The sequence below is a fragment of the Pseudomonas viciae genome (assembly GCF_004786035.1).
Lineage (GTDB): Bacteria > Pseudomonadota > Gammaproteobacteria > Pseudomonadales > Pseudomonadaceae > Aquipseudomonas > Aquipseudomonas viciae.
In genome coordinates this window covers 4,851,170-4,874,346 of the sequence record NZ_CP035088.1, presented here as the reverse complement: position 1 = coordinate 4,874,346, position 23,177 = coordinate 4,851,170, and the positions used below count along the sequence as shown (strand labels likewise).

Below are 23,177 nucleotides of genomic sequence, written 5' to 3'. Positions count from 1 at the left end.
CAGGTGGTTTTGGGTGGCTGGTGGTGGCAGCCTTTACGGTTGGGTTTCTTCAGTTGCGTCGGCGTGGGTCTTCGCGTGGACTTCGTCGGCCTTGTACGCCTGGATGTCGATGAGTGCAGCGACGTGGCGGATGTGTGCGTACCTCAAGGCCTTACGACTACCGTCCAGGGTCGTAACTGGAAGCTGTATGCGTCCGCTGTTGATCTCCGCTGAAAATCGCTCAGCGTTGATATTGCGGAAGTACTGCACGCGCAGCTTTTCGAGGGGGATAAGCACGTCGCCGAAGGTGCGATACAGCAGCTCGATGGTGGCCGTCTCTGGTGCCGGCATCAGGCGCAGCGGATTTTGAGGCTGGTTACTCATGAGGTTTTTGGCTCTCCATGTGTTTGTGTCGGGCCGGGTGGTTCCAGGCATTCAGGCAGTGGCGTTTGGTTAGCTCGCGCAGATGCTCCGGCACCTCAAGAAGCGCGGCGTTGCGCTCCTCTCGAGTGCGTAGGGCGATGATCTGGCGGGCGTATTCCCTAGGCCACGTCACGGCTTTCTGCCGGGATGGCAGGAAGGTCGAGGCCCAGTTGCTCTGCTAGCCAGGGGATGCCGGCCTGCCGGACGCGGGTCGATTGGCTGTACTGCATGCCCAGCGTGTCGTGGTACCAATTACTGTCCTTGACCCGCAGGTATTCACGGTCACGAACGGGGAACGCCGGCAGGTTGCGGTCGGTGAGCAGGCCTTTCTCACGCATGAGCTTGATTAGGGCGGGGCGGGTCAGGCCGAAGTGTTTGGCGGTCTTTTCGAGATTGCGCTCCATGTCAAACCTCCTAAGCTGCGTGCGCGGCGGGTGTCGCCAGCGCAGCCAGGTGGTTGATGGATTCGCAAACCTGCTCGTACATCTCGGCGTCGGTGCCGTACACGGTGAAGCACTTGGTACGCGGGCTTTTGACGCCGATGCTCATGACTACGGTGATGCCCGAGCGTGTACGAGTCCTGTGCACGGCGAGTCGGATCGGCAGTTCAAAGCCCAGGTCCAGGTCGATAAACCCACCTGTGGAAACTAGTCTGTAAACCTGTTCCCGCTGCTGGCTACTGAAAGCGCCGTACTCGCGTTCAGCATGTCGGTTCGGCTGAGGTTCGCCCGTCAGATCAGAAGGGCCGTTGATGACCTCCTCAATGAAGTCGGCGAGCTTCAGGTGAGTTTTTTTGGTGTTGGGCACGGTCAGCGTGTGGCGCTCTGAGCCCAGCTCAACGGTGAAGGTGCTGTCGGTCTTGTTGCGTTCAACTTTTAGCCGAAACGCCAACACATCGCGTCGATACAGTCGCCGAAGGGTGTGATTGAAAGTTCCGCTCAGGTTCACCTGGGCGCTGAGCAATGTCAGTGTGCGATTGTCGATCAGGAATTTGCTCATGCCGCCCGGCCTCCGTCGTTTGGATCGAAGGAAGTCGGTTCGGTACGGGCGTGTTGCTTAGGTTTAGAAGGGATGAAGGTGCAGCCGTAAATGCGGGCCAGGCGCCTTACTTCGAAGATGCGGGATAGGTCGGCAACGGCCGGATGGACGTGCAGGGATGCTGTGGTGTGCATGATTTTGCCTCGCTCTGTGGTGGAAGAGTGAGGCAAATATCACGCGTTGTGTTGATTAAGTCAACACGAACTGTGATTATTTTTGAGGCTCATGCGTGAACCGTGATGATTTAAGGATGCCGCCAACCAGATGGACCTTCATCACTTCGTGCTGGTCCAGGTGCAATGGACTATGGTCCTGATTGACGCTATCGAACCGATACACGCCTTCTCGTAGATAGATGAACTCCTTGATCATCGAGCGGCCGTCATAAGTCTGAACCATGACTTCATCACCGGTAACATAGGCCTTATTCGGTTCTATCAGGACGTATTCTCCGCTTTTGATTCGCGGATGCATGCTGTCGCCGATGACCCTCAAGCCATAAGCATTTGGGTCATCGCTGAAAATGTGCAGGTAGCCATCACCGTGGCCTACCGGGAAGTCCAAGGCTTCAAAATAGCCGTCCATCCCTAGTTTCGCTGTGCCTACCACTGGCACGACTCCTGTTTTGGCGGGGCCTATCAGCCTTGCCGCCCCATCTGAAGAGTTCGATACAGCTATCGACGCATCTTCATGTCCTGCTAAAGCCGACTGTGTTGAGTTCGTGCCGCTAATGAGTTCTGCCACCGTCACCCCCAATGCAGGGGCTAAAAGGGCAAGGTCCATCAGGTTTGGCTCCCTGAGATCGCTCTCATAGTTACCTATTCGGGATTGAGACGACCAGCCGCAGACCTCCGCTAAGGCCTTCTGGCTGATGCGTTTCTGTTTCCTAAGTCGCTTGATGCGTGAGCCTAAAGTATCCATGGGGATTTTTTATCACGTAATGAAATATAATTTTCTCACTTATCGTGTTGAATAAATCACGTAATGTGTTTATTCTCTGCGCTGACTAGAGGAGTCAATTCCATGAATAACATCGCTCGCCTCAGGAAAGAGGCACAAATAAAGCAAAGAGATCTGGGGCAGGTGCTGGGTTGGACGCAGGCTCGATTGAGTAACTACGAGTCAGGTAATCGGATGCCTGGGTTGAGTGATTGTCGCGCCATAACGGCTGCACTGAATCGACTCGGGGCTACCTGCACGCTCGATGATGTGTTTCCTCCGGAGCCTGTCCTGGCCCGCGCAGCTTAGAAAAAAGGCGACCCAAAGGTCGCCCAGTTCCTCCCGGCACGCACCACCACAGCGCTGTCGGGTCGCGATAAAGATAGGCGGGCACACCACATGCAAACCACCTCTCTTTATCGCGCTTTCCCAAGGCTCGGAAGCCTTGGTGTTGCTGCCTTTTCCACCACAGATTGGGCAGCTGTTGCGCCAGGGGTGAACAACGGATTGTTCGCCCCGGCACGGTGCCGGTATCGATCCCTAAGATCTAGCCGGCGTTTGGGCCCTTTCAAGCCACGCGGCAAATGTATCACCACTGCATGTCGCGCGGCACTGGCAACTTTTAAGGATTAATGCCATGAGCCGAATCGCTCTGAGTTGCGTTGAACGAGCACAGCGGGAAGTCCTGCCGCTCGATCTGGCGCTTTACCATGCCGCACGGGACTACCCAGGCGGCGCCGCTGCAATCGCCGCCACCACCGGCCGAAACCCCACCACGCTGCAGCACAAACTGTCCCCCACGCATCCCAGCCACTCGGTAAACATTCAAGAGTTTGGCGAGATCCTCGAGCTGACAAAGGACAGGCGCATTCTGGATGCGGTGCATGCCTTGGTCGGCGATACGATCTGGCATGAGCTGTCTGAGGTGTACACCACTGACATGCCCGAAACCCTGACCATCGGTCTTGCCGAGTATTTTCGGCAGGTGGCCGATCTGGCCGACACCTGGGCCAAGAGCATTGGCGATGGGGTGGTCAGCGATCACGAGCTGGCCGCGATCCGCCTGCAGGTGTTTCGAGGTATCCAGGGGCTGCTGGGCTTGTTCAACCGCGCCACGTACGTCAACCAGACAACGCGGGGTGACGGCCGTGGCTGATATTGCTGATTTTGCCAATGACTTGGTGCAGGAGCGCATCGATCAGGCGCTTGCTGCGCGCAGTGCGTTCAAGCCGGCGTTGCCTGGGCATTCGTTGTTGTTCTGTGAAAGCTGTGACGATCCGATCCCCGAGGCACGGCGACTGGCACAGCAGGGCTGCACGCAGTGTGTGAACTGTCAGTCCATCGATGAGATGCGGGAGGCTCGTCATGCTCGATGACGTGCTGAATCAATTTGCGGACTTCGGTCTGGAGCCCGCGCAGCCGCTGATTTACGGCAAGCTGACTCGATGCAAGACCGCTCTGGATAAGGGCAAAGAGAAAAACGGCTGGTACGTTCTGCACGAGCACCACACCGAGAAGGGCGAAACCTTGATCTTCGGTGCGTTCGGCGACTGGCGTACAGGGGAAACGCACAAGATCAAGGTGAAACCCGGCCGGATGACACCTGAAGAGCGTGAAGTCATGCGCGCTCGTCAGGAGGAGGCCAAGCGCAAGGCCGCCGAGAAGGCTGCCAACGCTGCCAGTCGAGCGGCTAACCGTGCTGCTGGTTTATTCAAGCGGATGCCCGAGAAGGGCCGTAGCGCCTATCTGGATCGAAAGCAGATCGTAGGCCTCGGCGTTCGTTATGCCCCGCGCTCCGGCGCGGTTTTGGTGCCCATGCAAAACGCTCGGGACCAGATCGTCGGACTGCAAGTGATATTCCCCGAGAAGCAAGAAGACACTGGCCGCGACAAGTCTTACTGGCCCTATGGGATGGCGAAGGAGGGCGCCTTCCACCTCATTGGTCCGCACCCTGAACCGGGCGAGCCAGTGTTGGTGTGTGAGGGCTACGCCACCGGTGCAAGCCTGCACATGGCGACCTCGTTGACGGTAGCCATTGCCTTTGATGCGGGCAACCTCATGACGGTCTCCAAGGCAATGCGCGAGCGGTTCCCGGGGCGTCCACTAATCATCTGCCGGGATGATGACTGGAAAACCAAGCGCCCAAATGGCGAGCCCTGGAACCCAGGTGAAGAGAAAGCCAACAACGCGGCAACGGTTGTAGGTGGTCAGGTAGTCGGCCCTATCTTTTCTGGGGAGCGAGAGGACAAGTGGACTGACTTCAACGACCTGCACTGTGCTGAAGGATTGGAGGCGGTGCGCCGCCAGGTTCTGGCGGTGGTCAAGCCACCTGCAGCGGGTGGCTGGAAAGACCAGTTGGCTCGCACGGAAAACGGCATGTTGATCGCGCACATGCAAAACGTAGAGCTGATCCTGGGCAACGACGAACGCTGGGCCGGTGTGATTGGCTTCAGTGCGTTCAGCTCAAAGATCGTCAAGCTGCGTGCTGCCCCGTATGGCGGCGGTGTCGGCGATTGGGCTGACATTGATGACATGCTGGTCATGAAGTGGCTCGCGCAACAGTACAACCTGCGGGTCAAGGCGAGCAGCGTTATCGAGGCTGTAAGTGTTGTTGCACATGACCATGCCTTTCACCCTGTTCGTGATTACCTCAGTGGCCTGGAGTGGGATCGGGTACCCCGGCTCGACACCTGGTTGACAGACATCATGGGCGTGGCCCCGACGGATTACAGTTCCAAGGTGGGTAAGCGCTGGATGGTCTCGGCGGTCGGCCGGGTGATGCAGCCGGGCTGCAAGGCTGACTCGGTGATGATCCTCGAAGGCGCGCAGGGTGCCGGTAAGTCCACGGCCATGTCGGTGCTGGGAGGTGCCTGGTTTATGGATACCCCCTTCGCCTTGGGCGACAAGGACGGGTTCCAGGCGATTCGCGGCAAGTGGATCGTTGAGCTGGGTGAGCTGGACAGTTTCAACAAGGCCGAGTCCACCAAGGCGAAGCAGTTCTTCTCGGCTTCGACGGATACCTACCGCGAGAGCTATGGCCGCAGAACGATGGACGTGCCACGCCAGTGTGTTTTCGTGGGTACGACGAACCAGGACGAGTACCTGAAGGATGCCACGGGCAACCGGCGTTATTGGCCGGTGGCATGTACCAAGGTCGACCTGGAGCAACTGCGCGAGATCCGCGACCAGCTGTGGGCCGAGGCGATGTTTTGCTATCAGTCCGGCGATATCTGGTGGGTCAACCGGGAGGAGGCGCCATTGTTCGCTGAGGCCCAGGAAGAGCGCTTTGTGGTGGACGAGTGGGAAGGCCCCATCCTGACTTGGCTCGAGGATTATCAGGTTGGAGAGACGGCGACCGGCACCGACATTCTATTGGGCGCTTTGAAGCTGGACTACGGACATTGGGGCAAACCTGAACAGATGCGCGTTGGAGCGATCATGCACCGGTTGGGTTGGCGCAAGGTCCGGCTATCAGCATTGCCTAAGAGTGGCGTGCGGCCCTGGGGTTACAAGAAACCACAAGATTGGGGCAGTGCATCGAACCTGAAAGTGCGGCCGGTCGAGGAGCCTTGTTTCGATGATTAAGGAGATCGATGCACTGCTGCGCAAATGGGCCGAAGAGTTGCACAGCGACCTAAGTGCCGGCGGGCTTGCCGGAGGGAACATGGTTGCCATGATGATGGAGAGCAATGGGCAATTGATTCGAGGTCGACGTGCGTTCCGGGCACCCTTGGAGGGTTCGCTGGATATTGAGCTGATCGTGACCAAGCATCTCGATACGGTGCATGAACAGATCGTGCGGGAGCATTACTGCAACCAGGACTCCGACATGCGCTTGAAGTATGCCCACTGCGGCTGCGGGCGCGACACCTACTACCAGCGCCTGCACGACGCGCACCTGTGCATATATGGGCTGTTGATGGGGATCGCTGCTTGATCCTTTCTGCGTCTGTGGCTGTCCAACCGGCTCGCCTTGTCCCACTGTTGTTTGATGCAGTTGGACGAGCGCGGGCCGCGCTGTTGTTGAGCTGTCCTACTGTCCAACCTTCCCGCATGTCCCGCCCATGTGTGAGCGTAGCGGGAGCGCATACGCGCCCATGGCGCGCACGCGTGCTCTTAGCTTTTTCTCTTTACGGGAGAGAAGAGGAAATAAGGTAGGACAGTGGGGCAGGCCCCGATTCTAGGCGCCTGTAGCTGTCCTACTTCGACAATGGATAGTGGGACAGGAAGGACAGCGCCAAAGGCGCTGGAAGCCGCCATAACTATGCCCCGCCGCGCATTACCCGTGCATTACCCACACATTGACCTTGCGTTGACCCCTTATTGATGGGGTGGCATTAAAACCGGCTTGCTGCCACCGGAATCGACCTGTAAAAAGTACTCATCTTCGATAGGTGCGACCGCATAAAGCGGCAGGCACTACACACCAAACCCGGCCCTTGCGCCGGGTTTTTGCGTTTAAGGGGCGGGACAATGACGAACGAACAGCAAGCACTGGCAGAGATGCCGATCTGGTTAGTGATTCTCCTGGCCTTGGTTGGCGGCGTATCGGGGGAGATGTGGCGGGCCGACAAGGACGGGGCGCGGGGCTGGGCATTGCTGCGGCGCCTCGCCCTTCGATCCGGTGCCTGTATCGCCTGCGGGGTGACGGCGATGATGTTGATGATCGCCGCCGGCATGTCGATATGGACGGCGGGCGCCTTGGGATGTTTGACGGCGATGGCCGGCGCCGACGTTGCGATTGGCCTGTACGAACGCTGGGTAGCGAAACGATTGGGTGTCACCGAGGCATCAAGCAACGCGGGGCAGGGGTAGGGGGAGGGGGATTTTCTGGGTCCTCCCCTTGGCCCGCCCCCTACACGGGTTACCGAACTCGCGGATTCCCTGCAGCTGAGTTTTTTGCAGGGATGTCCGTCTTTTCAAGGGGTTAGCGATGGGAAGAACAGTCAGCAAAGCCGATTTGAGCGAGATCGTCGGCCGTGATGAACGCACGCTGACCCGTTGGCAGAACGACGGCATGCCGGTAATCGAGTTCGGCCTGGGCCGGGGTAACGAAAACCAATACGACACCGAGGCGGTGATCCAGTGGTTGATGCAACAGGCCGCCCTCAACGGCAAAAAAGAATCCTCCCGTGACCGGCTCGACCGGGTCAGAGCCAATCGTGAAGAGCTGGCGCTGGCCAAGGATTTGGGCGAGGTCGTAATCGCGGCGGATCTGATCGGACGCTTCGAGGCAATGATCACGGCAGCCAAAGTCGAGCTGCTCAATTCATTTCCGGATGAGTTGGCGGAACAACTGTCAGCGCGCTACGGCGTTGAAGTTGACGAGCGCCTGATCGCCGACCCCATCGAAACCATCCTGAGGAGGCTGTCAAACTATGACAAGGATGATGCCCAGTCAGATGGAGATTCTGACGAACCGGACGATCCGGAGGGCCTTGAAAAAGACGGCGATTAACGCGCTGCGCGGCGCCTGCCGGAAGTGGGCACCGCCGCCGCGCATGAGCATTATCGAATGGGCGGAAAAATACCGTTGGCTGGCGCCAGAAGAGTCAGCCCGCCCCGGCAAATATCGCTTCAACGTCACGCCTCACCTGACCTGGCCCGGCGGCCCTCTGGAGGCGCTGGACGATCCGACGGTCACCGAGATCGTCGGCCGCAAATCGGCTCAGGTAGCCTGGACGTCGGGCGTTCTCGGTAACGCCCTGGGCAAGTGGATCGACATCGATCCGTCGCCGATTCTGGTGCTGTTTCCCAAGGCCGAAGCCGCCAAGCAGTATGTGGGTGAGAAGCTCGAACCGATGATCGAGGCGACGCCACGGCTTCGCAAGAAGGTCGATCTACGCAGTCGCAAGCTGCAACAGCGTCAGGACTTTAAGCGTTTCCCCGGCGGTTTTCTCAAGATGGTGGGTTCCAACAGCCCGGCCAGTGTGAAATCTACGCCGGTACCGCGTGTAGCCATCGAGGAGCCAGACGACTGCAACCTCAACCTGCGCGGGCAGGGCGATAGCATCAAGCTGGCCAAGGAGCGTCTGAAAACCTTTCGCCGTTCCAAGATCATCATCGGCGGCACCCCAACGATCAAAGGCTTGTCGGCCATTGATGCGGAGCTGGAACTTTCAGACAAGCGCATCGGTTTGGTGACGTGCCACGAATGTGGCCAGGAACATGCGCTGAGCTTCGACAACCTTCACTGCGATGAAGACCCCGAGTATCACCACGAGGTCTACGGCAAAAAGCGGCCTGAGAAGGCGTTCTATTCGTGCCCACATTGCGGCGCGATTTGGGACGACAACCAGAAGAACGCGAACCTTAAGCACGGGCGCTGGCAGGCCACGGCTGAATTTCGCGGTATCGCCGGTTACATCCTCAACGAGCTGTATGCCACCTTTTGGGGGTCGCGCTTCCAAGCGCTGATGGAGAAAAAGCTCCAGGCCGAACATGCTGCGGCTCAAGGCAACATCGGTCCGATGATTGCCTTTGTGAACAGCTCCAAGGGCGAAAGCTACGAGTATCAGAGCGACGCCCCGAAAACTGATGAGCTGGAGAAACGGGCCGAGCCATACGCCGAACTAACAGCGCCTAGGGGCGTGTTGTTGGTCACCGTGGGTGTGGACGTGCAAGGTGATCGTCTGGCGTTGGTCATCACCGGATGGGGTCGCGGCGAAGAGTCCTGGCGGCTCTATTGGGGCGAGTTACACGGCAACCCAATTGACCCCCACGACAGCGTATGGCAGGAGCTGGATAGGGTTATCGCTCAGCCAATCCCCACCGAGGGCGGCGCGCACCTCGCTGTGTCGGCGGTCAGCATCGACAGCTCGGACGGTAATACCAGCGATGCCGTTTACAGCTATGTCCGTGATCGGCAGCGCTTCAATATCATGGCGATCAAGGGCGCGTCGATTGACAGCCGCGATAAGGAAATCTTCACCAAGCCACCGCAGTCTGTGGACACCTCGCAGGACAACACCAAAGCGGCGAAATATGGCCTGCGGGTGCACATCGTCGGCACGCACAAGGCCAAGACGCTGATCGATGGCCGTCTTCGCTTGAAGGGTGTCGGGCCGGGGCGCATGCACTGGTACAGCGAGATCCGTTCGGATTACTACGAACAGCTCACCAATGAAGTGTTAGCGCCGCATGCGCGTAACCCCAGCAAGATGGTCTGGCAGAAAAAAGCCGGGCGTTGCAACGAAGCCCTGGACTGTGAGGTGTATGCCTTGCACGCCGCACGTAGCCTGAAAACGCATCTGCTACGTGACCACGAGTGGGACCAGTTGGAACAGCAACTGATGCAGCCGACGCTGTTCAACACCGAACAACCGGTCGCACCGGTACCGCGCCGAGTAGTCGCTCGTGGGCGGGGCACCCGCAGTCGAGCGGGCTACTAAGGAAATCAACCATGACTGACGCACAACAGCGCCTAGCTGAAGTTAGAGCGGCAATTTCTGACGTCCTGAAAAAAGGTCAGCGCCTGCGCCGGGCTGATCGTGAGGTACAGCTGGCAGAGCTCAACAGCTTGCGCCTGCTGGAGAAACAGTATGCCCAGGAAGTCGCCAACGAACAGGCGGCGCTACGTGGGCGAGGCCGCAATCGCGTCTCGTACCTGGGGATCTGATCATGTGGCCATTCAGTAAGCGTGAAGGCCCGGCAGATCTACTGATGCGCGAGGCCATCAGGGTGGCCAGGGCTTCGGTGGACGGCCAGCAGATTGTGGCTCAGGGCGGTGGCGGCGGTGTCGAAACTCGCTGGCGGGGCGCTTCGCGCATGCTGCGCAGCATGGCCAGCTGGATTCCTGGCCTCGGTAGCCCGCGACGAGATTTCAATCAGGGCGAGCGGCGAATGCTGGTGGCCAGGTCCAGGGACGCCATGCGTAACCACCTGATAGCCCGCGCAGCCATCAACCGGTTGCGCACCAACGTCGTGGGCACTGGGCTGGTATGCCGCGCCCAGGTGGACCATGAGGCCCTGGGCCTTACCGAAGAGCAGGCAGACGAACTGAACGGCCGGTTGGACCGGCTCTGGTCGTTGTATGCCGATGATCCGAGGGAGTGTGATGCCGAAGCGACCCTCAATCATTACCAGTTGCAAGCCCTGGTCTTGGTGTCGTCGCTGGTCGCTGGCGATGTGTTGGTTGCCAGCCCGGATCAGGAACGCCCGGGCTGTGTCTTCAGCACGCGACTGCAGTTGATCGAGTCGGATCGGGTCGGCAATCCGAACGGCGGTATGGACCGGGTCGACCTGGTTGACGGCGTTGAGTTCGATTCGCTGGGCGCGCCCGTGGCCTATCACGTCTGCACCGGCTACCCCGGCGAGCATCTGGCCGGCAAGCCACTGAGCTGGGAGCGACTTACCGCGTTCGGTGCGGAGACGGGCCGACGGCGGGTGTTGCACGTTCTGGCGGACAAGGAACGTCCAGGCCAGAAGCGCGGAGCTCCCTATCTGGCGCCTGTGCTGGAGCCACTGCAAAAGCTGGAGCGCTACAGCAGCGCGGAGCTTATGGCCGCTGTGATCTCCGCAATGTTCACGGTGTTCATCAAAAAGAGCTCTGATTTCCCAACCGGCAACTTGCCGATGACGGCGCTGGCGGACGAGCGTCCTGAAGGCGATGACACCACCGATGGCGAGCTGGCCCTTGGCGAGGGGGCCGTGATTGACCTCGGCGTCGGTGAAGAACCAGTCGTGGCCAACCCTGGCCGACCTAACGCCCAATTCGATCCCTTCTTCACCGCCGTGGTGAAAGAGATCGGCGCTGCCCTGGAGCTGCCACTTGAAGAGCTCTTACTCCATTACAGCAGCAGCTACAGCGCTGCCCGCGCCGCCATGCTGCAGGCTTGGCGTTTTTACAGTCTGCGTCGTTGGTGGCTCGCCTGTGATTTCTGCCAGCCAAGTCGTGAGCTGATCATCGACGAGGCTGTGGCTAGGGGCCTGATCGACCTACCGGGCTACGGCGACCCAGCCAAGCGCAAGGCCTACTGTCAGGCCATTTGGATCGGCCCGGCCCGTGGGGCGATTGATGAGCTGAAGGAAGCCAACGCGGCCGGTAAGCGCATTGAAATCGGCGTGAGCAACGAGACCCTCGAAACAGCGGCAATGACCGGCGAGCCCTGGCAGCAGGTATTCCGTCAGCGCGTACGGGAGGTTGAGCAACGCCGCGCTAAAAACCTGCAGGCCCTGCCCAAGGGTGGGCTGGAGAACCCGCCCGACCCCAAATCCGAAGAGGACTAAATATGCCTCGAGCACTTGAGCTGGCTGCGTCGCAGCCTTGGCTAATGCTGCCTGACGCCTTGGACAACTTGCTGACCATCGCCGACCGTATGGGCGATCCGATGGCCCTGGCGACCCGGCGCGGCGAGCGGTTGGAAGATACCCGAAAAGTAACAATGCGAAACGGCGTTGCAGTGATCCCCGTAACTGGGCCGATCTTTCGCTACGCAAATATGTTCACTGAAATCAGCGGTGCTACCAGCACTCAGGTCCTGGGCACGGACATCCAGCGAGCGCTGGACGATCCCAAAGTCCGTTCGATTGTGCTCAACATCGACAGCCCTGGCGGTGTCGCCTCCGGCATCAATGAACTGGCCGAGATGATATTCGCTGGTCGAGAGCGCAAGCGGATCGTCGCGTACATCGGTGGCATCGGGGCGAGCGCTGCGTACTGGATCGCCTCGGCAGCGCACGAGATCGTCATCGACGAAGCCAGTTTGGCCGGGAGCATCGGCGTTGTCGTTGAGGCTGTCGTTGAAAGTGACGCTGCCAACGGTCGCAAACGCTATCAGATCGTTAGCAGCAACGCCCCGAACAAGCGGCCCGATCTCGCAACCGAAGAAGGGCGCGCCAAGATCGGTGAAACCGTGAATGCCCTCGGTGAAGTCTTCGTCGGCAAGGTGGCGCGAAACCTGAGCACCGACGCCGCCAAGGTCCCCGCAATGGGTGACTTCGGCGGATTACGCGTCGGAGCCGCCGCTGTTGAGTCGGGTCTGGCCCATCGGTTGGGCTCGCTTGAATCCCTCATCACCGAACTGGCCAAACCGGCCATCACTGTCCCAAGGAAAACCACCATGACCACCGTACATACCACGGCGGAGCTGCGTACTGCGCTGGCCGCCGGCACTGATCCGAACTCCATCGAAATCGCCCAGGCCCAGCAGCCCGACCTCGGCGCCATTCGAGCCGAAGGCGCCGCTGCAGAACGTGATCGCATCAAGGGCATTAACGCCCTGGCCAGCAAAGGCTTCGAGAAGGAAATCGAAGCGGCTATCGATGCTGGCACCACGGTCGAGGCTACTGCCTTGCAATTGTTCAAGGCGGCTCAGGATCGCGGGATCTCTCTGTCTGCGATCAAGAGCGATGCGCAGGGCGTGACGGCTACAACCCCAAGCGGTGATGGCAAGCAGGGCGAACGCCAGGCAGCCGTCAGTGCAATCGTTGCGGGCGCTTCGCGCCGCTGACAGGAGACATTCATGAGCAACCCGGAACGTAAAACCTACCAGCCGAGCCACCTTTCTGCCGGTGACTTTCCCATTGCAATGGACACCGGTTTGATCGCCGCTGGCCAGACGCTCCTGCGGGGATCTGTCCTGGGGCAGGTAACCAGTTCGAAAGAGTTCGTGCTGTGCAAAACCGCTGCTGAAGACGGCTCTCAGGTACCTTCGGCCGTCCTCGACGAGGACGTAGACACCACGGGCGGGGCCAAGAGCGCGCCCATTCGTTTGACAGGCCAAGTGCTGGGCACCCAGCTCCACCTCGGTGAGGGCCTGACCTTGGCTGCGGCCAAAGCCGCCCTTCGACCTTTCTGCATTTTCATCCGCTGACCGGAGCACCTGATGACTGATATTTTTGACACCCTCACTATGCTCGAAGCCGTTGAGCAGATGAATACGCCTCGTCGCTTCTTAATGAACACTTTCTTCAACGCCGGTAACCCCGTTACCTTCGGCACCGAGACTGTGACCATCGACATCATCAAGGGCCAGCGCAAGATGGCGCCTTTCGTAAACCCGTCGTTGCCCGGCAGTGTCTCGCTGCGTAACGGCTTCAGTTCCGAAACGTACAAGCCGCCCTACATCCAGCCCAAGCGGGAGACGCGGGCAGAACAAATCCTCAAGCGTGCTGCCGGCGATAACCCATTCTCCTCGCGGACTCCCCTGGAGCGAGCGGGCGAGCAGTTGGGGCGCGACCTGATCGACCTGGACGACGAGATCACTCGTCGTGAAGAGTGGATGTGCGCTCAGGCGCTGAGCACTGGGCGCGTTCGGGTGCTGGGCGATGGCGTCGATGACACCATCGATTTTCTGATGGAGGACAGCCACAAAATCGTGCTGGGGGCCGGGCGTTGGAACACGGCGGACTCGGACCCCATTGCCAATTTGCGCCAGTGGAAGCGCCAGATTGCCAAGGACTCCGGGCGTACCGGCAACGTCGCTGTGCTCAGTGGCGAAGCCCAGGATGCTTTCCAGCGCAACGAGACAGTGTTGAAGCAGCTCAACTCTCGCCGGGTGGACATGGGCGTGATCAAGCCTGAAGAGCTGCCAGATGGCGTGACCTATCTTGGCTATCTGAACGACCCCGGCATCGACCTGTACGTCTACGACGAGTGGTACCTGGACGATGACGGTGACGAACAGCAGATGGTGCCAAGCGGCGGCTTGATGCTGGGTTCGACCTCGACTCGAAACGCGATGCTGTATGGCGCGATCAAGGACATCGAAGCCATTGAAAGTGGCCTGGTCGAAGCGGCCCGTTTCCCCAAAAGCTGGGTCACCCAGGATCCGAGCGCCCGGTGGTTGAAGCTGCAAAGCGCTGCCCTGGCCGGGATGCTGGAGCCTAACGCTTTCGTCTTTGCAAAGGTGGTGTGATATGGCTGCCAAAGTTGAGTACGTAGTGATCGAAGGCTGTGTGCAGGACGGTGCCAAGCTGGTGCGAAAAGGCGAAGTGTACGTTCCGCCCAGCACTGAGATACGGGATCTGTTGCTCGAAGAAGGCGTCATTGCCAAGCGCGGCAAGCTGGATTCTGGATCCTCTACCTCGGATGACGGAGACAGCTGATGGCTTTCCGTGACCAGGTTGCAGCGATGGATACGCAGTTGCTGGATGTCCTGGGCGACGAGGCTCTGGTCGACGGTCGTGACTTACCGGTGCCGGGATTCTTCTCGGCGCCCTGGTTGCAACCAAAGGTGGGAAGGATCAACACCGGTATACGCGAGCCAGTGTTCGCCGTCCGTATTGTTGATGCCCACCTCATTTCGGATGGCCAGCTAATCACTGTCCAGCTGATGCCAGAAGACGGCGGCGGGCGTTATGTCATCGTCAAACGTGAGCCGGATGGCACCGGTTGGGTCAACTTGATTCTTCGGGAGGTGCGATGAGCGTCGGCAGTCATGTCAAATCCTCGGCCAGCTCCGGTCTGTTCACGGTGCAACTGGCTCAAGCCGATAAGGATGCGTTCTCCGACTTTGCCGCTCTTGTTCCACAAGCCGCCCGTGCAGCTCAACGGCGAGCCCTGAATAAGACGCTGCGTTGGTTGCGCACTCACATGGCACGAGCGGTAGGCCGGCAAGCTCGAATCGCCATCGCCGCTGTGCGTCAGCGACTAAAGGCTTACCCAGTCAACTCCAACGAGCAAGCTAAGTTGTGGTTTGGCGTCAATCCCATTGAGGCCAGTCGCGCAGGCCGGGTACGACAGGGCCGCTCTGGCGTCTCTGTCGCGGGTCGCAAGTATCAGGGGGCGTTCCATAAGACCGTTTATGGCGGCGCGCCTGACATATGGATTCGTACCGCCAGTAAACACTTCAGAGCAAGCGACTATCCCGACAGTGATGTGTCAGGCGGCGGTGGGCCAAGTTCGGGCTGGATTGCCGAGAATGGTAGCCGCTATCCACTGGCCAAGGCCAAGATATCGCTCGAAGACGTGCGGCCTCACTTTGAGGAATGGTCGCGTCGTGCGCATCAGCGACTGCTTGAGATCCTGGAGCAGGAGATGAATTTCGAGCTGCAAAAATACTTGAGGAAATCAGCCCATGTCTGATCCCATCATTCCTCTCGACCATCTTTACTCAGCCATCGAAGAACAGATCGCCCAGGCTATCCCCGGCTTGGCATACATCTGCACCATGCCTGACATGTTGCAGCACGTACCCATTCCCGCTGTGGTGCTCGAACTGGTCGAACTGGAGCCCGGTCGGGACCCCGGCACTGGCGAAGTCGGTGTCGAGGCGCGATTCGAAGCACGCATCATTGTCGGCAGCGATCACGAACGCTGTCAGCAGGTAGCGGCATTCATCGCGGCTCAGCTGATTATTTTGCTGCGCATGCAGACGTGGGGATTGGCGGTCGAGCCTGCAGAGTTCATCCAGGCATCACAGGACTGGACCCGGCCGGAGCTCGACAGCTATGCGGTGTGGGTCGTCGAGTGGACCCAGGGCATTTACTTAGGCAAAGAAGAGTGGCCGTGGCCGAGTCAGCCCCCGGGTACCTTGCTCTGGGGTTTCAGCCCTAACACCGGACCTGGTAGCGAAGGTAACTACCAGCCACCGGAGAATATGGCATGAGCTATCCCAGTGCGCAGCATGACCGCATGCTGGCCGGCCTGGTCAAGGATTGTTATGTGGTCGCGCTGGACCTGACCGCTTCGCCGCCTGTATGCCGGGTGTCGGATGGGGACTGGGTCAGTGCCTGGGTGCGTTGGCACAGTATCGCGGCCGGCAAAGCCCGCCATTGGCGAGCGCCCAGCATGGGCGAGCAGGGAACGCTGGTAAGTGCCAGCGGCGAGGTGGCGCAGGGCACGTTTATTCCCGGACTGTATGGCAGTGCCGGAGCGCCGCCGGACAATCGTGAGCACGTCGAGGTGTGGCGTTTCGATGATGGTGGCTCGCTGGTCTACGACTGGCAGGCCAGCACTTACACCATTGCCGTGCCAAGCGGTACCGTGACCATCAAAGTCGGCGGAACCGAAGTGATCGTAACGGACAGCGAGATCAACGCCATGGCAGGCGATATCACCCTGACCGGCAATGTGCTGATCAACGGCCCATTACAGGTCACGGGTGATATCAACGGCGGCGGAAAAATCATCGATACGAGTGGCAACACGCCGAACCACAAACACTGACTCCGACATTTATCCACAGCCCGCCACGTGCGGGCTTTCGCATTTCTGGAGCAACCTATATGAGCAAAAAGCGAACAGAGACCGGGCGTACAACTGCCGACGCGGCGTTGCCTGAGCCCGTCCAAACCGAGTCGCCAGCGCCCATCGGACCGGCACGCGTGTTTCGCGACACGCGCTTTACCTCACGCACCCTGATCATGCCCGACGGCAGCACCTTGCCGGTCATCGCCGGCCAGGTCACGGCCTGCGGCGATGATCAATACGCCTTTCTCAAGGCACACCCGGATATGCAACTGCTGACGGAGTAATTCCATGATCGGAGTGGACCGTCGCACGGGGCAGCCGCTGTCCGGGCAGGCGCATTTGCGGCAGTCCATCGAGGACATTCTGAGCACGCCTGTCGGCAGCCGCCGCATGCGCCCAGAGTACGGCAGCCAACTGCGTCGCTATGTCGACCTGCCAGTTAACGAGGGCTGGAAAAGCGCAGTACAGGCCGAGGTGGCTCGTGCCCTCGGGCGCTGGGAGCCTCGTTTGAAGCTTGAGCGTGTCCGGGTCATTGCGGTGGTGGAGGGACAAATCACCTTGCAACTGACGGGCTCATATATTGGCGATGGCGTGGTGCTGGAGGTGAACGCATGAGCACTAACGACCTTTCGGCGTTGCCGGCGCCACAGGTGCTGGAGAGTCTAGATTTTGAAGAGCTGTATCAGGGCGAGCTGACAACGTTCCGCGAGTACATGGGCGACAACTGGACCGCTTTCCTTGAAAGCGACCCGGTGACCAAGCTGCTGGAGCTGGGCGCCTATCGACGTATGCAGAATCTGGCGAGGGTCAACGACGCGGCCAAGGCACTGTTTCTGGCTCATGCCACTGGTGCTGACCTGGTGCAGTTGGCCGCCAACGTGAACCTTGAACGGCTGGTCATTCAGGCCGAGGACTTGACCGCCGTGCCGCCAGTGGCGGCGGTGCTGGAAAGTTACGACGCACTGCGCGAGCGTATCCAGCTGAGGTACGAAGGGCTGACCACTGCTGGGCCACGGAACAGCTACATCCTGCATGCCCGTAACGCCTCGGGCCTGGTGGCAGACGCCACGGCCGAAAGCCCGGCGCCGGCCGAGGTGGTCGTGACGGTGCTTTCCCTGGAAGGAGATGGTACGGCCAGCCCCGAGCTGTTGGCCGAGGTGGACGCTTACCTCAACGATGAAGATCGGCGTCCTGTTGCTGATCGGCTGACGGTGCAGGGCGCCCAGATCCTGCCCTATCGAATCGACGCCGTGGTGTACATGGCCGGTAATGGCCCGGAAAACGAGGCAGCGCTGGCCGAGTGTAATGCGCGATTGCAGGCCTGGATCAACCCACGGCGCCGCTTAGGCGTTGAGGTGGCCCGTTCGGCGATTGATGCACAGATCCACGTCAGCGGCGTGGCCCGAGTCGAGATCCCTGGATGGGTGGACATCCGTCCAACCAAGGCCCAGGCAGCGTGGTGCACGGGGTTCACCATAAAGCGGGGTGGCAAATGAAAAGTCTGCTTCCCCTCAACAGCACCCAGCTTGAGCGGGCCATTGAGGCGGCTATCGACGAAACAACGGAGATACCGCTCAGAACCCTATACAACCCGGACACCTGCCCGACGCACTTGCTTTACCAACTGGCTTGGGCCTGGTCCGTGGATCGCTGGGACGAGGCGTGGCCGGAAGAGGTCAAGCGCTCGGTGATCCGCTCTTCGTTCTACGTCCATGCCCATAAGGGCACCATCGGCGCCTTGCGCCGGGTGGTAGAGCCGTTCGGCTATCTGATCGAGGTAGTTGAGTGGTTTCAGACCGAGCCCAAGGGTGTGCCAGGAACGTTTGCCTTGAAGATCGGCGTTTCCGATGAAGGCATCAGCGAAGAGACCTATCAGGAGCTGACGTGGTTGATCGACGACGCCCGGCCGGTCAGTCGCCACATGACCGGACTAGCGATCACCCTCGAAACCCGAGGAAACCTAAACATTGGTGTCGCCCTTTATGAGGGCGACGAAATCGACGTGTACCCGCCGACCATGCGTGACATTGAAGTCACCGGTTCCTTCGGCGTGGTAGGGCGCGAACACACCATAGACATCTTGGACGTTTACTAATGATTGATCAGACCTCGCAATTTTTCGCGATTCTCACGAACGTGGGGGCGGCGAAACTGGCAAACGCCAATGCCCTTGGCGTTCCCTGGAAACTTACTGAGATGGGAGTGGGAGACGCCAACGACACCGACCCGATTCCAAGCGCGGCGCAAACGTCTCTTATCAATGAATGGCGCCGTCGGCCGTTGAATCAACTTTTTATTGACCCTGTCAACCCGGCGGTAATTGTCGCGGAGCAAGTAATTCCCGCCGATGAGGGCGGACGTTGGATACGTGAAATTGCCTTGTACGACGCTGACCGGGATCTGGTGGCGGTCGCGAACTGCCCACCGAGCTTTAAGCCGATCATGTCGCAGGGCTCGGGTCGGACTCAGATCGTGCGGATGAACATCATCGTCAGCAGCACGGGCAACATCACACTCAAAATCGATCCGTCGGTTGTGTTGGCAACGCGGGAGTTTGTCGAGCGGCGAATCCAGGAAGAACTGTACAAGCTCGACAACAAGCAGTCAGTGCGCGTAGCGACTACGGCCAACATCGCGTTGACTGGACTCCAGACAGTTGACGGCATCAGCCTGCTCGCAGGCGACCGGGTGTTGGTGAAGAATCAAACGGTCTCCAAGGATAACGGCATCTACATTGTCGGCGTAGCGGCTTGGCAGCGGGCACCAGATGCTGACAGCAATGCTGAAGTCACCTCGGCGATGATTCTGTCCGTCGAACAAGGCGCTACGCTGGCCGACACTCGCTGGCAGTTGGTGACGGATGGGGCGATTGTCCTGGGCACTACGGCCTTGACCTTTCAGAACATCACCCAAGGGTTTGCGCCCATCAACTCGCCGGCACTGATAAACCCAACAGCAAACACGCCACCTCAGTTCGACAGCAGTACGCGAGTGCAGACCACGGCATTTGCCAAGCGAATGGGCGTCGAATATTCGGGCTTTGCCCCGCTTACGGCCAGTACCGCACTGGGAGTCTCCAGTGTGGGAGGAATGGTGGTCGGCGCATCTACTACTCCGATCAACATCACGTTGCCGCCCACTGCCGGAGTGCCGGATGGGGCGACGGTCGAGGTGGTCGCCTCTGGGGTCGGTGCTGTCACTGTTCTGGCAGCAGGCCTTGACGTGTTGGCGTCCCCGGTCGCAGGGGTGATAACTGTCGTCTTGAGTGTTGGAGATAGTGCCGAGTTCGTTAAGGTGTCGAACACCTGGCGTTTGCGTGGTGGGTCTGTGGCCCTCAAGTATGCCGCTGTTTTGTCTGGCCCCAATTGGACTAGCCCTGCTCAGTTCGCAAGTGACAAGTCGTTCGCGACTACTGAGTTTGTGAAGCGAATGGGGGTCGAGTGGTCGGGCTTCACCTCGGTCAGCGCAAGTACGGTGCTGGGGAATTCGAGCGTTGGCGGCATCGTTAGTGCGTCATCTTCTACGGCAATCAACGTTATCTTGCCACCCACCGGGCCAGTGGGGCCCGGTGCCATGATCATGGTGCTAAGTGGTGGAGCTGGGGCTGTCACGCTTCAGGCTTCAAATGGCGAGCAGATTACAAATGCGAGCAGCAGCGCGATAACGATTGTTCTGGGGCAGGGTGATTTTGCGATATTGACCAGACTGACCGGCGAGTGGCGATTAGTTGGTGGTACTGCTCTGTTGAAGTTCTCAAATGTATTCGCCGCAATCTTTGGAAGCACCGCCAATCAGGTATTACCGAGCGGTTGGACATTCAAAATTGGACACGCATCAACGGACACCGCAACAGGAACCGTGCCGGTAACGTTCCCCGTCGCATTCCCTAATGCCTGTATGTATGTGGGCGCTATATATGCTGGGGCCAGTACGGCACCGAATCCAGCAGTTTGTCAGTCTGGAATTCCGACCCGTACAGGTTTTACGGGATTCATAACTAACGTGACTAACAACGCCCCAGCAGTAACCGTTGGTGGTTACAACTGGCTAGCCATCGGCTATTGAGGGTATCTATGTTCGCTAAATGGATTGAAGAAGATGGTCGATTTGCCTTCGAATTGTCTGATAACGGAGGCGTTGAAATATCTGATGATGAGCACGCAGCACTATTTGAGCCGCGCCAGGTGGTCAAGATCATTGGAAAGGGTGCTGATGGCCGACCGGAGCTGCAGGATCCACCGCCGCCGACCGTAGAGGAACTAGCTGGCATCGAGCGGGCCTGGCGCGATAACCAGCTTTCACTTACTGATGGGGTTATTACACGCCATCGCGACGAGCTGGAGGAGGGCGTCGTAACAACATTGACTGCTGAGCAATACGCGGAACTTCAAACCCACCGACGGGCCTTGCGTAACTGGCCGGAGGCCGGCGAATTTCCATTGGCTGATCATCGGCCTCCAATCCCCGCCTGGCTGCCTCATCAATCCGAATAAACGCCCCGCATCGACGGGGCGTTTTCTTTTCCGCCTCATCACAAGCTAGGCCCTGCATTGCGGGGCCTTTTCGTATCTGGAGAACCTATGAGCTTCTTTCACGGCGTTACCACCACGAACGTCGACACCGGCGCTCGTGTCATTGCGTTGCCTTCGTCCTCGATCATTGGACTGGTTGACACCTTTGTACCGGCGCCGGCCTACAGCGCGCAGCCGAATGACCTGGTGGTGATCACCAATGAGCGTGACGCGGTGGCTGCCTTTGGTGCCGACTCGGCGATTACCAAAGCCTGCAAGGCCATTTACACCCGGGCCAAGGCGGTGATTGTCGCCTGTGGTGTGGCCCAGTTGGCCGATCCGGCTGCACAGACCTCGGCAATCATCGGCGGCGTTCTGGCTGACGGCAAGCGTACCGGCCTGCAGGCGCTGCTGGACGGCAAGAGCCGGTTCAACGCGCAGCCGCGGCTGTTGGTGACTCCCAAGCACAGCGCGACACAGGCTGTCGGTACCGCCCTGGTGGCAGTGGCCGACAAGTTGCGAGGGCTCGCCATCCTCGATGGCCCGAACACCACCGATGAAGCGGTGATGGCCTACGCCGAGAACTTCGGCGCCAAGCGGGCGTTTCTGGTTGATCCAGGCGTGCAGTATTGGGACACCACGGCGGACGCCACGGTCGACGCGCCGGGCTCGGCCTGGGTGGCTGGTTTGTTCGCCTGGACCGATAGCGAATATGGCTTCTGGGCTTCGCCTTCGAACAAGGAGTTTGTCGGCATCACTGGTACCACGCGGCCTATCGAGTTTCTGGACGGTGACGAAACCTGCCGGGCCAACCTGCTCAACAACGCGAACATCACCACGATCATCCGTGATGACGGCTTCCGTCTGTGGGGCAACCGCACGCTGTCGAGCGATCCGAAGTGGGCATTTGTCACTCGCGTACGGACGATGGACATCGTCATGGACGCGATCCTCTACGGCCACAAATGGGCTGTCGACCGCTCCATCACCGCGACGTACATCAAGGACGTGACCGAAGGCCTGCAAGCGTTCATGCGCGACCTCAAAGCCCAAGGCGCGATCATCAACTTCGAGGTGTTCGCCGATCCGGAGCTGAACACGGCCAGCCAGCTCGAGCAGGGCAAGGTGTATTGGAACATCCGCTTCACCGACGTTCCGCCGGCAGAAAACCCCAACTTCCGCGTAGAGGTCACCAACCAATGGCTGACCGAAGTCCTCGACACCGCCGCTTAAGGAGCGACCTTTATGTCAATGATTCCCGAAACCCTGGCGAACCTGAACCTGTTCGCTGACGGCGTCAGCTTCCAGGGCGATGTGCCGAGCCTGACGCTCCCCAAGCTCACGCTCAAGATGGAAGAGCATCGCGGCGGTGGCATGGACGCACCGGTCGAGCTGGACATGGGCATGGAAAAACAGGAGGCGAACTTCACCACCACGGGGGTGCGCCGTGAGTCGTTGAAGTTCTTCGGCTTGGCCGACGGCACGGCGTTTAACGGTACGTTCCGGGGGGCCTACAAAGGGCTCAAAGGCAAAGTTACGCCGGTCATCGTCACCCTGCGCGGAACCTTGAAAGAGGTCGACATGGGCGACTGGAAACCGGGCGACAAGGCCGAGATCAAGCACTCCATCGGGCTGACGTACTACAAGCTCGAAGTGGACGGCCGAACCGTCTACGAGATCGACCCCATCGGCATGCGCCGCGTCATCAATGGTGTTGATCAACTGGCCGCTCAGCGTTCCGCATTGGGCCTCTAATCCCCCTTGATACCCCGCCTGGCGAGTCGCCCGGGGCGGCGGTTCCTCTTTTAAGGACACACTTCTATGAGCAGCACTGCAATCCCAAGCTGGATGACCCTGGCCGCTGACCGCGTCACCGTGAAACTGACTGTGCCATCTGAAGCCAACGGCGTGCGTGTCGATACGCTGAGCCTCCGGACACCGACCGTGCGTGACCTTCGCATTGCCCGCCAAACAGCGCCCAATGATGAGGAACAACAAGATCTGAACTTGTTCGCCTCCCTGGCCGAAGTCGGTACCAAGGATCTGGATGGCTTGACGCTGAAGGACTTCAACCGCATACAGGCCGGCTATTTTCGCCTGGTGCGAGAAGATGAACTTCAACCCCAAGGTGCAGAAGCAACTGGCTAAGCGTC

31 protein-coding genes are annotated in these 23,177 nt (G+C 59.5%); 27 read left to right on the top strand and 4 right to left on the bottom strand.

Features of this window, described 5'->3' with window-relative positions; all coding sequences use genetic code 11:
• Positions 1-33: 33 nt before the first annotated feature.
• The 4 genes from EPZ47_RS21410 to EPZ47_RS21390 all read right to left on the bottom strand — a co-directional run bounded on the left by EPZ47_RS21410 (position 34) and on the right by EPZ47_RS21390 (position 2,361).
• On the bottom strand, positions 34-363 hold the full coding sequence (locus EPZ47_RS21410) for a pyocin activator PrtN family protein (protein WP_135846619.1): 330 nt from the start codon (positions 361-363) through the stop codon (positions 34-36).
• 158 nt (positions 364-521) lie between these two features.
• Positions 522-806: a phage antirepressor KilAC domain-containing protein gene (locus tag EPZ47_RS21400; protein WP_135846617.1), complete on the bottom strand. Its 285-nt coding sequence runs from the start codon at positions 804-806 to the stop codon at positions 522-524.
• A gap of 10 nt (positions 807-816) precedes the next feature.
• The gene (locus EPZ47_RS21395) at positions 817-1,401 is read right to left on the bottom strand and encodes a hypothetical protein (RefSeq protein WP_135846616.1); all 585 of its coding nucleotides are present in this window, start codon (positions 1,399-1,401) and stop codon (positions 817-819) included.
• A gap of 249 nt (positions 1,402-1,650) precedes the next feature.
• Entirely contained in the window at positions 1,651-2,361 is a 711-nt protein-coding gene (locus tag EPZ47_RS21390) for an XRE family transcriptional regulator (RefSeq protein ID WP_135846615.1), read from the bottom strand.
• A gap of 63 nt (positions 2,362-2,424) precedes the next feature.
• Between EPZ47_RS21390 and EPZ47_RS21385 the strand changes: the two genes are divergently transcribed.
• From EPZ47_RS21385 to EPZ47_RS21255, 27 genes are all read left to right on the top strand, one after another.
• Entirely contained in the window at positions 2,425-2,688 is a 264-nt protein-coding gene (locus EPZ47_RS21385; RefSeq protein ID WP_411157103.1) for a helix-turn-helix transcriptional regulator, read from the top strand.
• 328 nt (positions 2,689-3,016) lie between these two features.
• Positions 3,017-3,535: a phage regulatory CII family protein gene (locus EPZ47_RS21380; protein ID WP_014339658.1), complete on the top strand. Its 519-nt coding sequence runs from the start codon at positions 3,017-3,019 to the stop codon at positions 3,533-3,535.
• The gene (locus tag EPZ47_RS21375) at positions 3,528-3,755 is read left to right on the top strand and encodes a TraR/DksA family transcriptional regulator (protein WP_014339657.1); all 228 of its coding nucleotides are present in this window, start codon (positions 3,528-3,530) and stop codon (positions 3,753-3,755) included. The genes EPZ47_RS21380 and EPZ47_RS21375 overlap by 8 nt, the downstream gene beginning before the upstream one ends.
• A complete protein-coding gene (locus EPZ47_RS21370) occupies positions 3,745-5,964 on the top strand; it encodes a VapE domain-containing protein (protein ID WP_135846612.1) in 2,220 nt (739 codons plus the stop codon). The genes EPZ47_RS21375 and EPZ47_RS21370 overlap by 11 nt, the downstream gene beginning before the upstream one ends.
• Positions 5,957-6,316, top strand: a complete 360-nt coding sequence (locus EPZ47_RS21365; RefSeq protein WP_135846611.1) for a PA0613 family protein — start codon at positions 5,957-5,959, stop codon at positions 6,314-6,316. The genes EPZ47_RS21370 and EPZ47_RS21365 overlap by 8 nt, the downstream gene beginning before the upstream one ends.
• 536 nt (positions 6,317-6,852) lie before the next feature.
• On the top strand, positions 6,853-7,194 hold the full coding sequence (locus EPZ47_RS21360; RefSeq protein ID WP_135846610.1) for a phage holin family protein: 342 nt from the start codon (positions 6,853-6,855) through the stop codon (positions 7,192-7,194).
• A gap of 118 nt (positions 7,195-7,312) precedes the next feature.
• Positions 7,313-7,837: a terminase small subunit gene (locus EPZ47_RS21355; protein WP_135846609.1), complete on the top strand. Its 525-nt coding sequence runs from the start codon at positions 7,313-7,315 to the stop codon at positions 7,835-7,837.
• 43 nt (positions 7,838-7,880) lie between these two features.
• Positions 7,881-9,770 (top strand): phage terminase large subunit family protein, encoded by a 1,890-nt coding sequence (locus EPZ47_RS21350; RefSeq protein ID WP_135846608.1) that lies wholly within the window; start codon positions 7,881-7,883, stop codon positions 9,768-9,770.
• An 11-nt stretch (positions 9,771-9,781) separates the two neighbouring features.
• Positions 9,782-9,997, top strand: a complete 216-nt coding sequence (locus tag EPZ47_RS21345; RefSeq protein ID WP_135846607.1) for a hypothetical protein — start codon at positions 9,782-9,784, stop codon at positions 9,995-9,997.
• Positions 9,998-9,999: 2 nt separating this feature from the next.
• The gene (locus tag EPZ47_RS21340) at positions 10,000-11,607 is read left to right on the top strand and encodes a phage portal protein (protein ID WP_135846606.1); all 1,608 of its coding nucleotides are present in this window, start codon (positions 10,000-10,002) and stop codon (positions 11,605-11,607) included.
• Between the two features lie 2 nt (positions 11,608-11,609).
• Positions 11,610-12,830, top strand: coding sequence for a S49 family peptidase (locus tag EPZ47_RS21335; RefSeq protein ID WP_135846605.1), 1,221 nt, complete (start codon positions 11,610-11,612; stop codon positions 12,828-12,830).
• A gap of 12 nt (positions 12,831-12,842) precedes the next feature.
• Positions 12,843-13,193, top strand: a complete 351-nt coding sequence (locus tag EPZ47_RS21330; protein ID WP_135846604.1) for a head decoration protein — start codon at positions 12,843-12,845, stop codon at positions 13,191-13,193.
• A 12-nt stretch (positions 13,194-13,205) separates the two neighbouring features.
• Positions 13,206-14,237 carry a major capsid protein gene (locus tag EPZ47_RS21325; RefSeq protein WP_135846603.1) on the top strand — a complete coding sequence of 344 codons (1,032 nt, stop codon included), beginning with the start codon at positions 13,206-13,208 and terminating at the stop codon, positions 14,235-14,237.
• 1 nt (position 14,238) lies between these two features.
• Positions 14,239-14,427 carry a hypothetical protein gene (locus EPZ47_RS21320; protein ID WP_079302229.1) on the top strand — a complete coding sequence of 63 codons (189 nt, stop codon included), beginning with the start codon at positions 14,239-14,241 and terminating at the stop codon, positions 14,425-14,427.
• Positions 14,427-14,747: a head-tail joining protein gene (locus tag EPZ47_RS21315; RefSeq protein ID WP_079302228.1), complete on the top strand. Its 321-nt coding sequence runs from the start codon at positions 14,427-14,429 to the stop codon at positions 14,745-14,747. Before EPZ47_RS21320 ends, EPZ47_RS21315 begins: the two co-directional genes overlap by 1 nt.
• Complete coding sequence (locus EPZ47_RS21310) at positions 14,744-15,406, top strand: hypothetical protein (RefSeq protein ID WP_135846602.1); 663 nt, start codon at positions 14,744-14,746, stop codon at positions 15,404-15,406. The genes EPZ47_RS21315 and EPZ47_RS21310 overlap by 4 nt, the downstream gene beginning before the upstream one ends.
• Complete coding sequence (locus tag EPZ47_RS21305; RefSeq protein ID WP_135846601.1) at positions 15,399-15,929, top strand: hypothetical protein; 531 nt, start codon at positions 15,399-15,401, stop codon at positions 15,927-15,929. The genes EPZ47_RS21310 and EPZ47_RS21305 overlap by 8 nt, the downstream gene beginning before the upstream one ends.
• Entirely contained in the window at positions 15,926-16,489 is a 564-nt protein-coding gene (locus EPZ47_RS21300) for a phage baseplate assembly protein V (RefSeq protein ID WP_135846600.1), read from the top strand. The genes EPZ47_RS21305 and EPZ47_RS21300 overlap by 4 nt, the downstream gene beginning before the upstream one ends.
• Before the next feature lie 59 nt (positions 16,490-16,548).
• On the top strand, positions 16,549-16,797 hold the full coding sequence (locus EPZ47_RS21295; RefSeq protein WP_135846599.1) for a hypothetical protein: 249 nt from the start codon (positions 16,549-16,551) through the stop codon (positions 16,795-16,797).
• A 4-nt stretch (positions 16,798-16,801) separates the two neighbouring features.
• A complete protein-coding gene (locus EPZ47_RS21290) occupies positions 16,802-17,128 on the top strand; it encodes a GPW/gp25 family protein (RefSeq protein WP_135846598.1) in 327 nt (108 codons plus the stop codon).
• Positions 17,125-18,009, top strand: coding sequence for a baseplate assembly protein (locus EPZ47_RS21285; protein ID WP_135846597.1), 885 nt, complete (start codon positions 17,125-17,127; stop codon positions 18,007-18,009). The genes EPZ47_RS21290 and EPZ47_RS21285 overlap by 4 nt, the downstream gene beginning before the upstream one ends.
• Entirely contained in the window at positions 18,006-18,608 is a 603-nt protein-coding gene (locus tag EPZ47_RS21280) for a phage tail protein I (protein ID WP_135846596.1), read from the top strand. Before EPZ47_RS21285 ends, EPZ47_RS21280 begins: the two co-directional genes overlap by 4 nt.
• On the top strand, positions 18,608-20,578 hold the full coding sequence (locus EPZ47_RS21275; protein WP_135846595.1) for a phage tail protein: 1,971 nt from the start codon (positions 18,608-18,610) through the stop codon (positions 20,576-20,578). The genes EPZ47_RS21280 and EPZ47_RS21275 overlap by 1 nt, the downstream gene beginning before the upstream one ends.
• A gap of 8 nt (positions 20,579-20,586) precedes the next feature.
• A complete protein-coding gene (locus tag EPZ47_RS21270; protein ID WP_135846594.1) occupies positions 20,587-21,006 on the top strand; it encodes a phage tail protein in 420 nt (139 codons plus the stop codon).
• Positions 21,007-21,093: 87 nt separating this feature from the next.
• Positions 21,094-22,257, top strand: coding sequence for a phage tail sheath subtilisin-like domain-containing protein (locus EPZ47_RS21265; RefSeq protein ID WP_135846593.1), 1,164 nt, complete (start codon positions 21,094-21,096; stop codon positions 22,255-22,257).
• A 12-nt stretch (positions 22,258-22,269) separates the two neighbouring features.
• Positions 22,270-22,779: a phage major tail tube protein gene (locus EPZ47_RS21260; RefSeq protein WP_135846592.1), complete on the top strand. Its 510-nt coding sequence runs from the start codon at positions 22,270-22,272 to the stop codon at positions 22,777-22,779.
• A gap of 66 nt (positions 22,780-22,845) precedes the next feature.
• Positions 22,846-23,172, top strand: coding sequence for a phage tail assembly protein (locus EPZ47_RS21255; protein ID WP_014339635.1), 327 nt, complete (start codon positions 22,846-22,848; stop codon positions 23,170-23,172).
• Positions 23,173-23,177 lie beyond the last annotated feature (5 nt).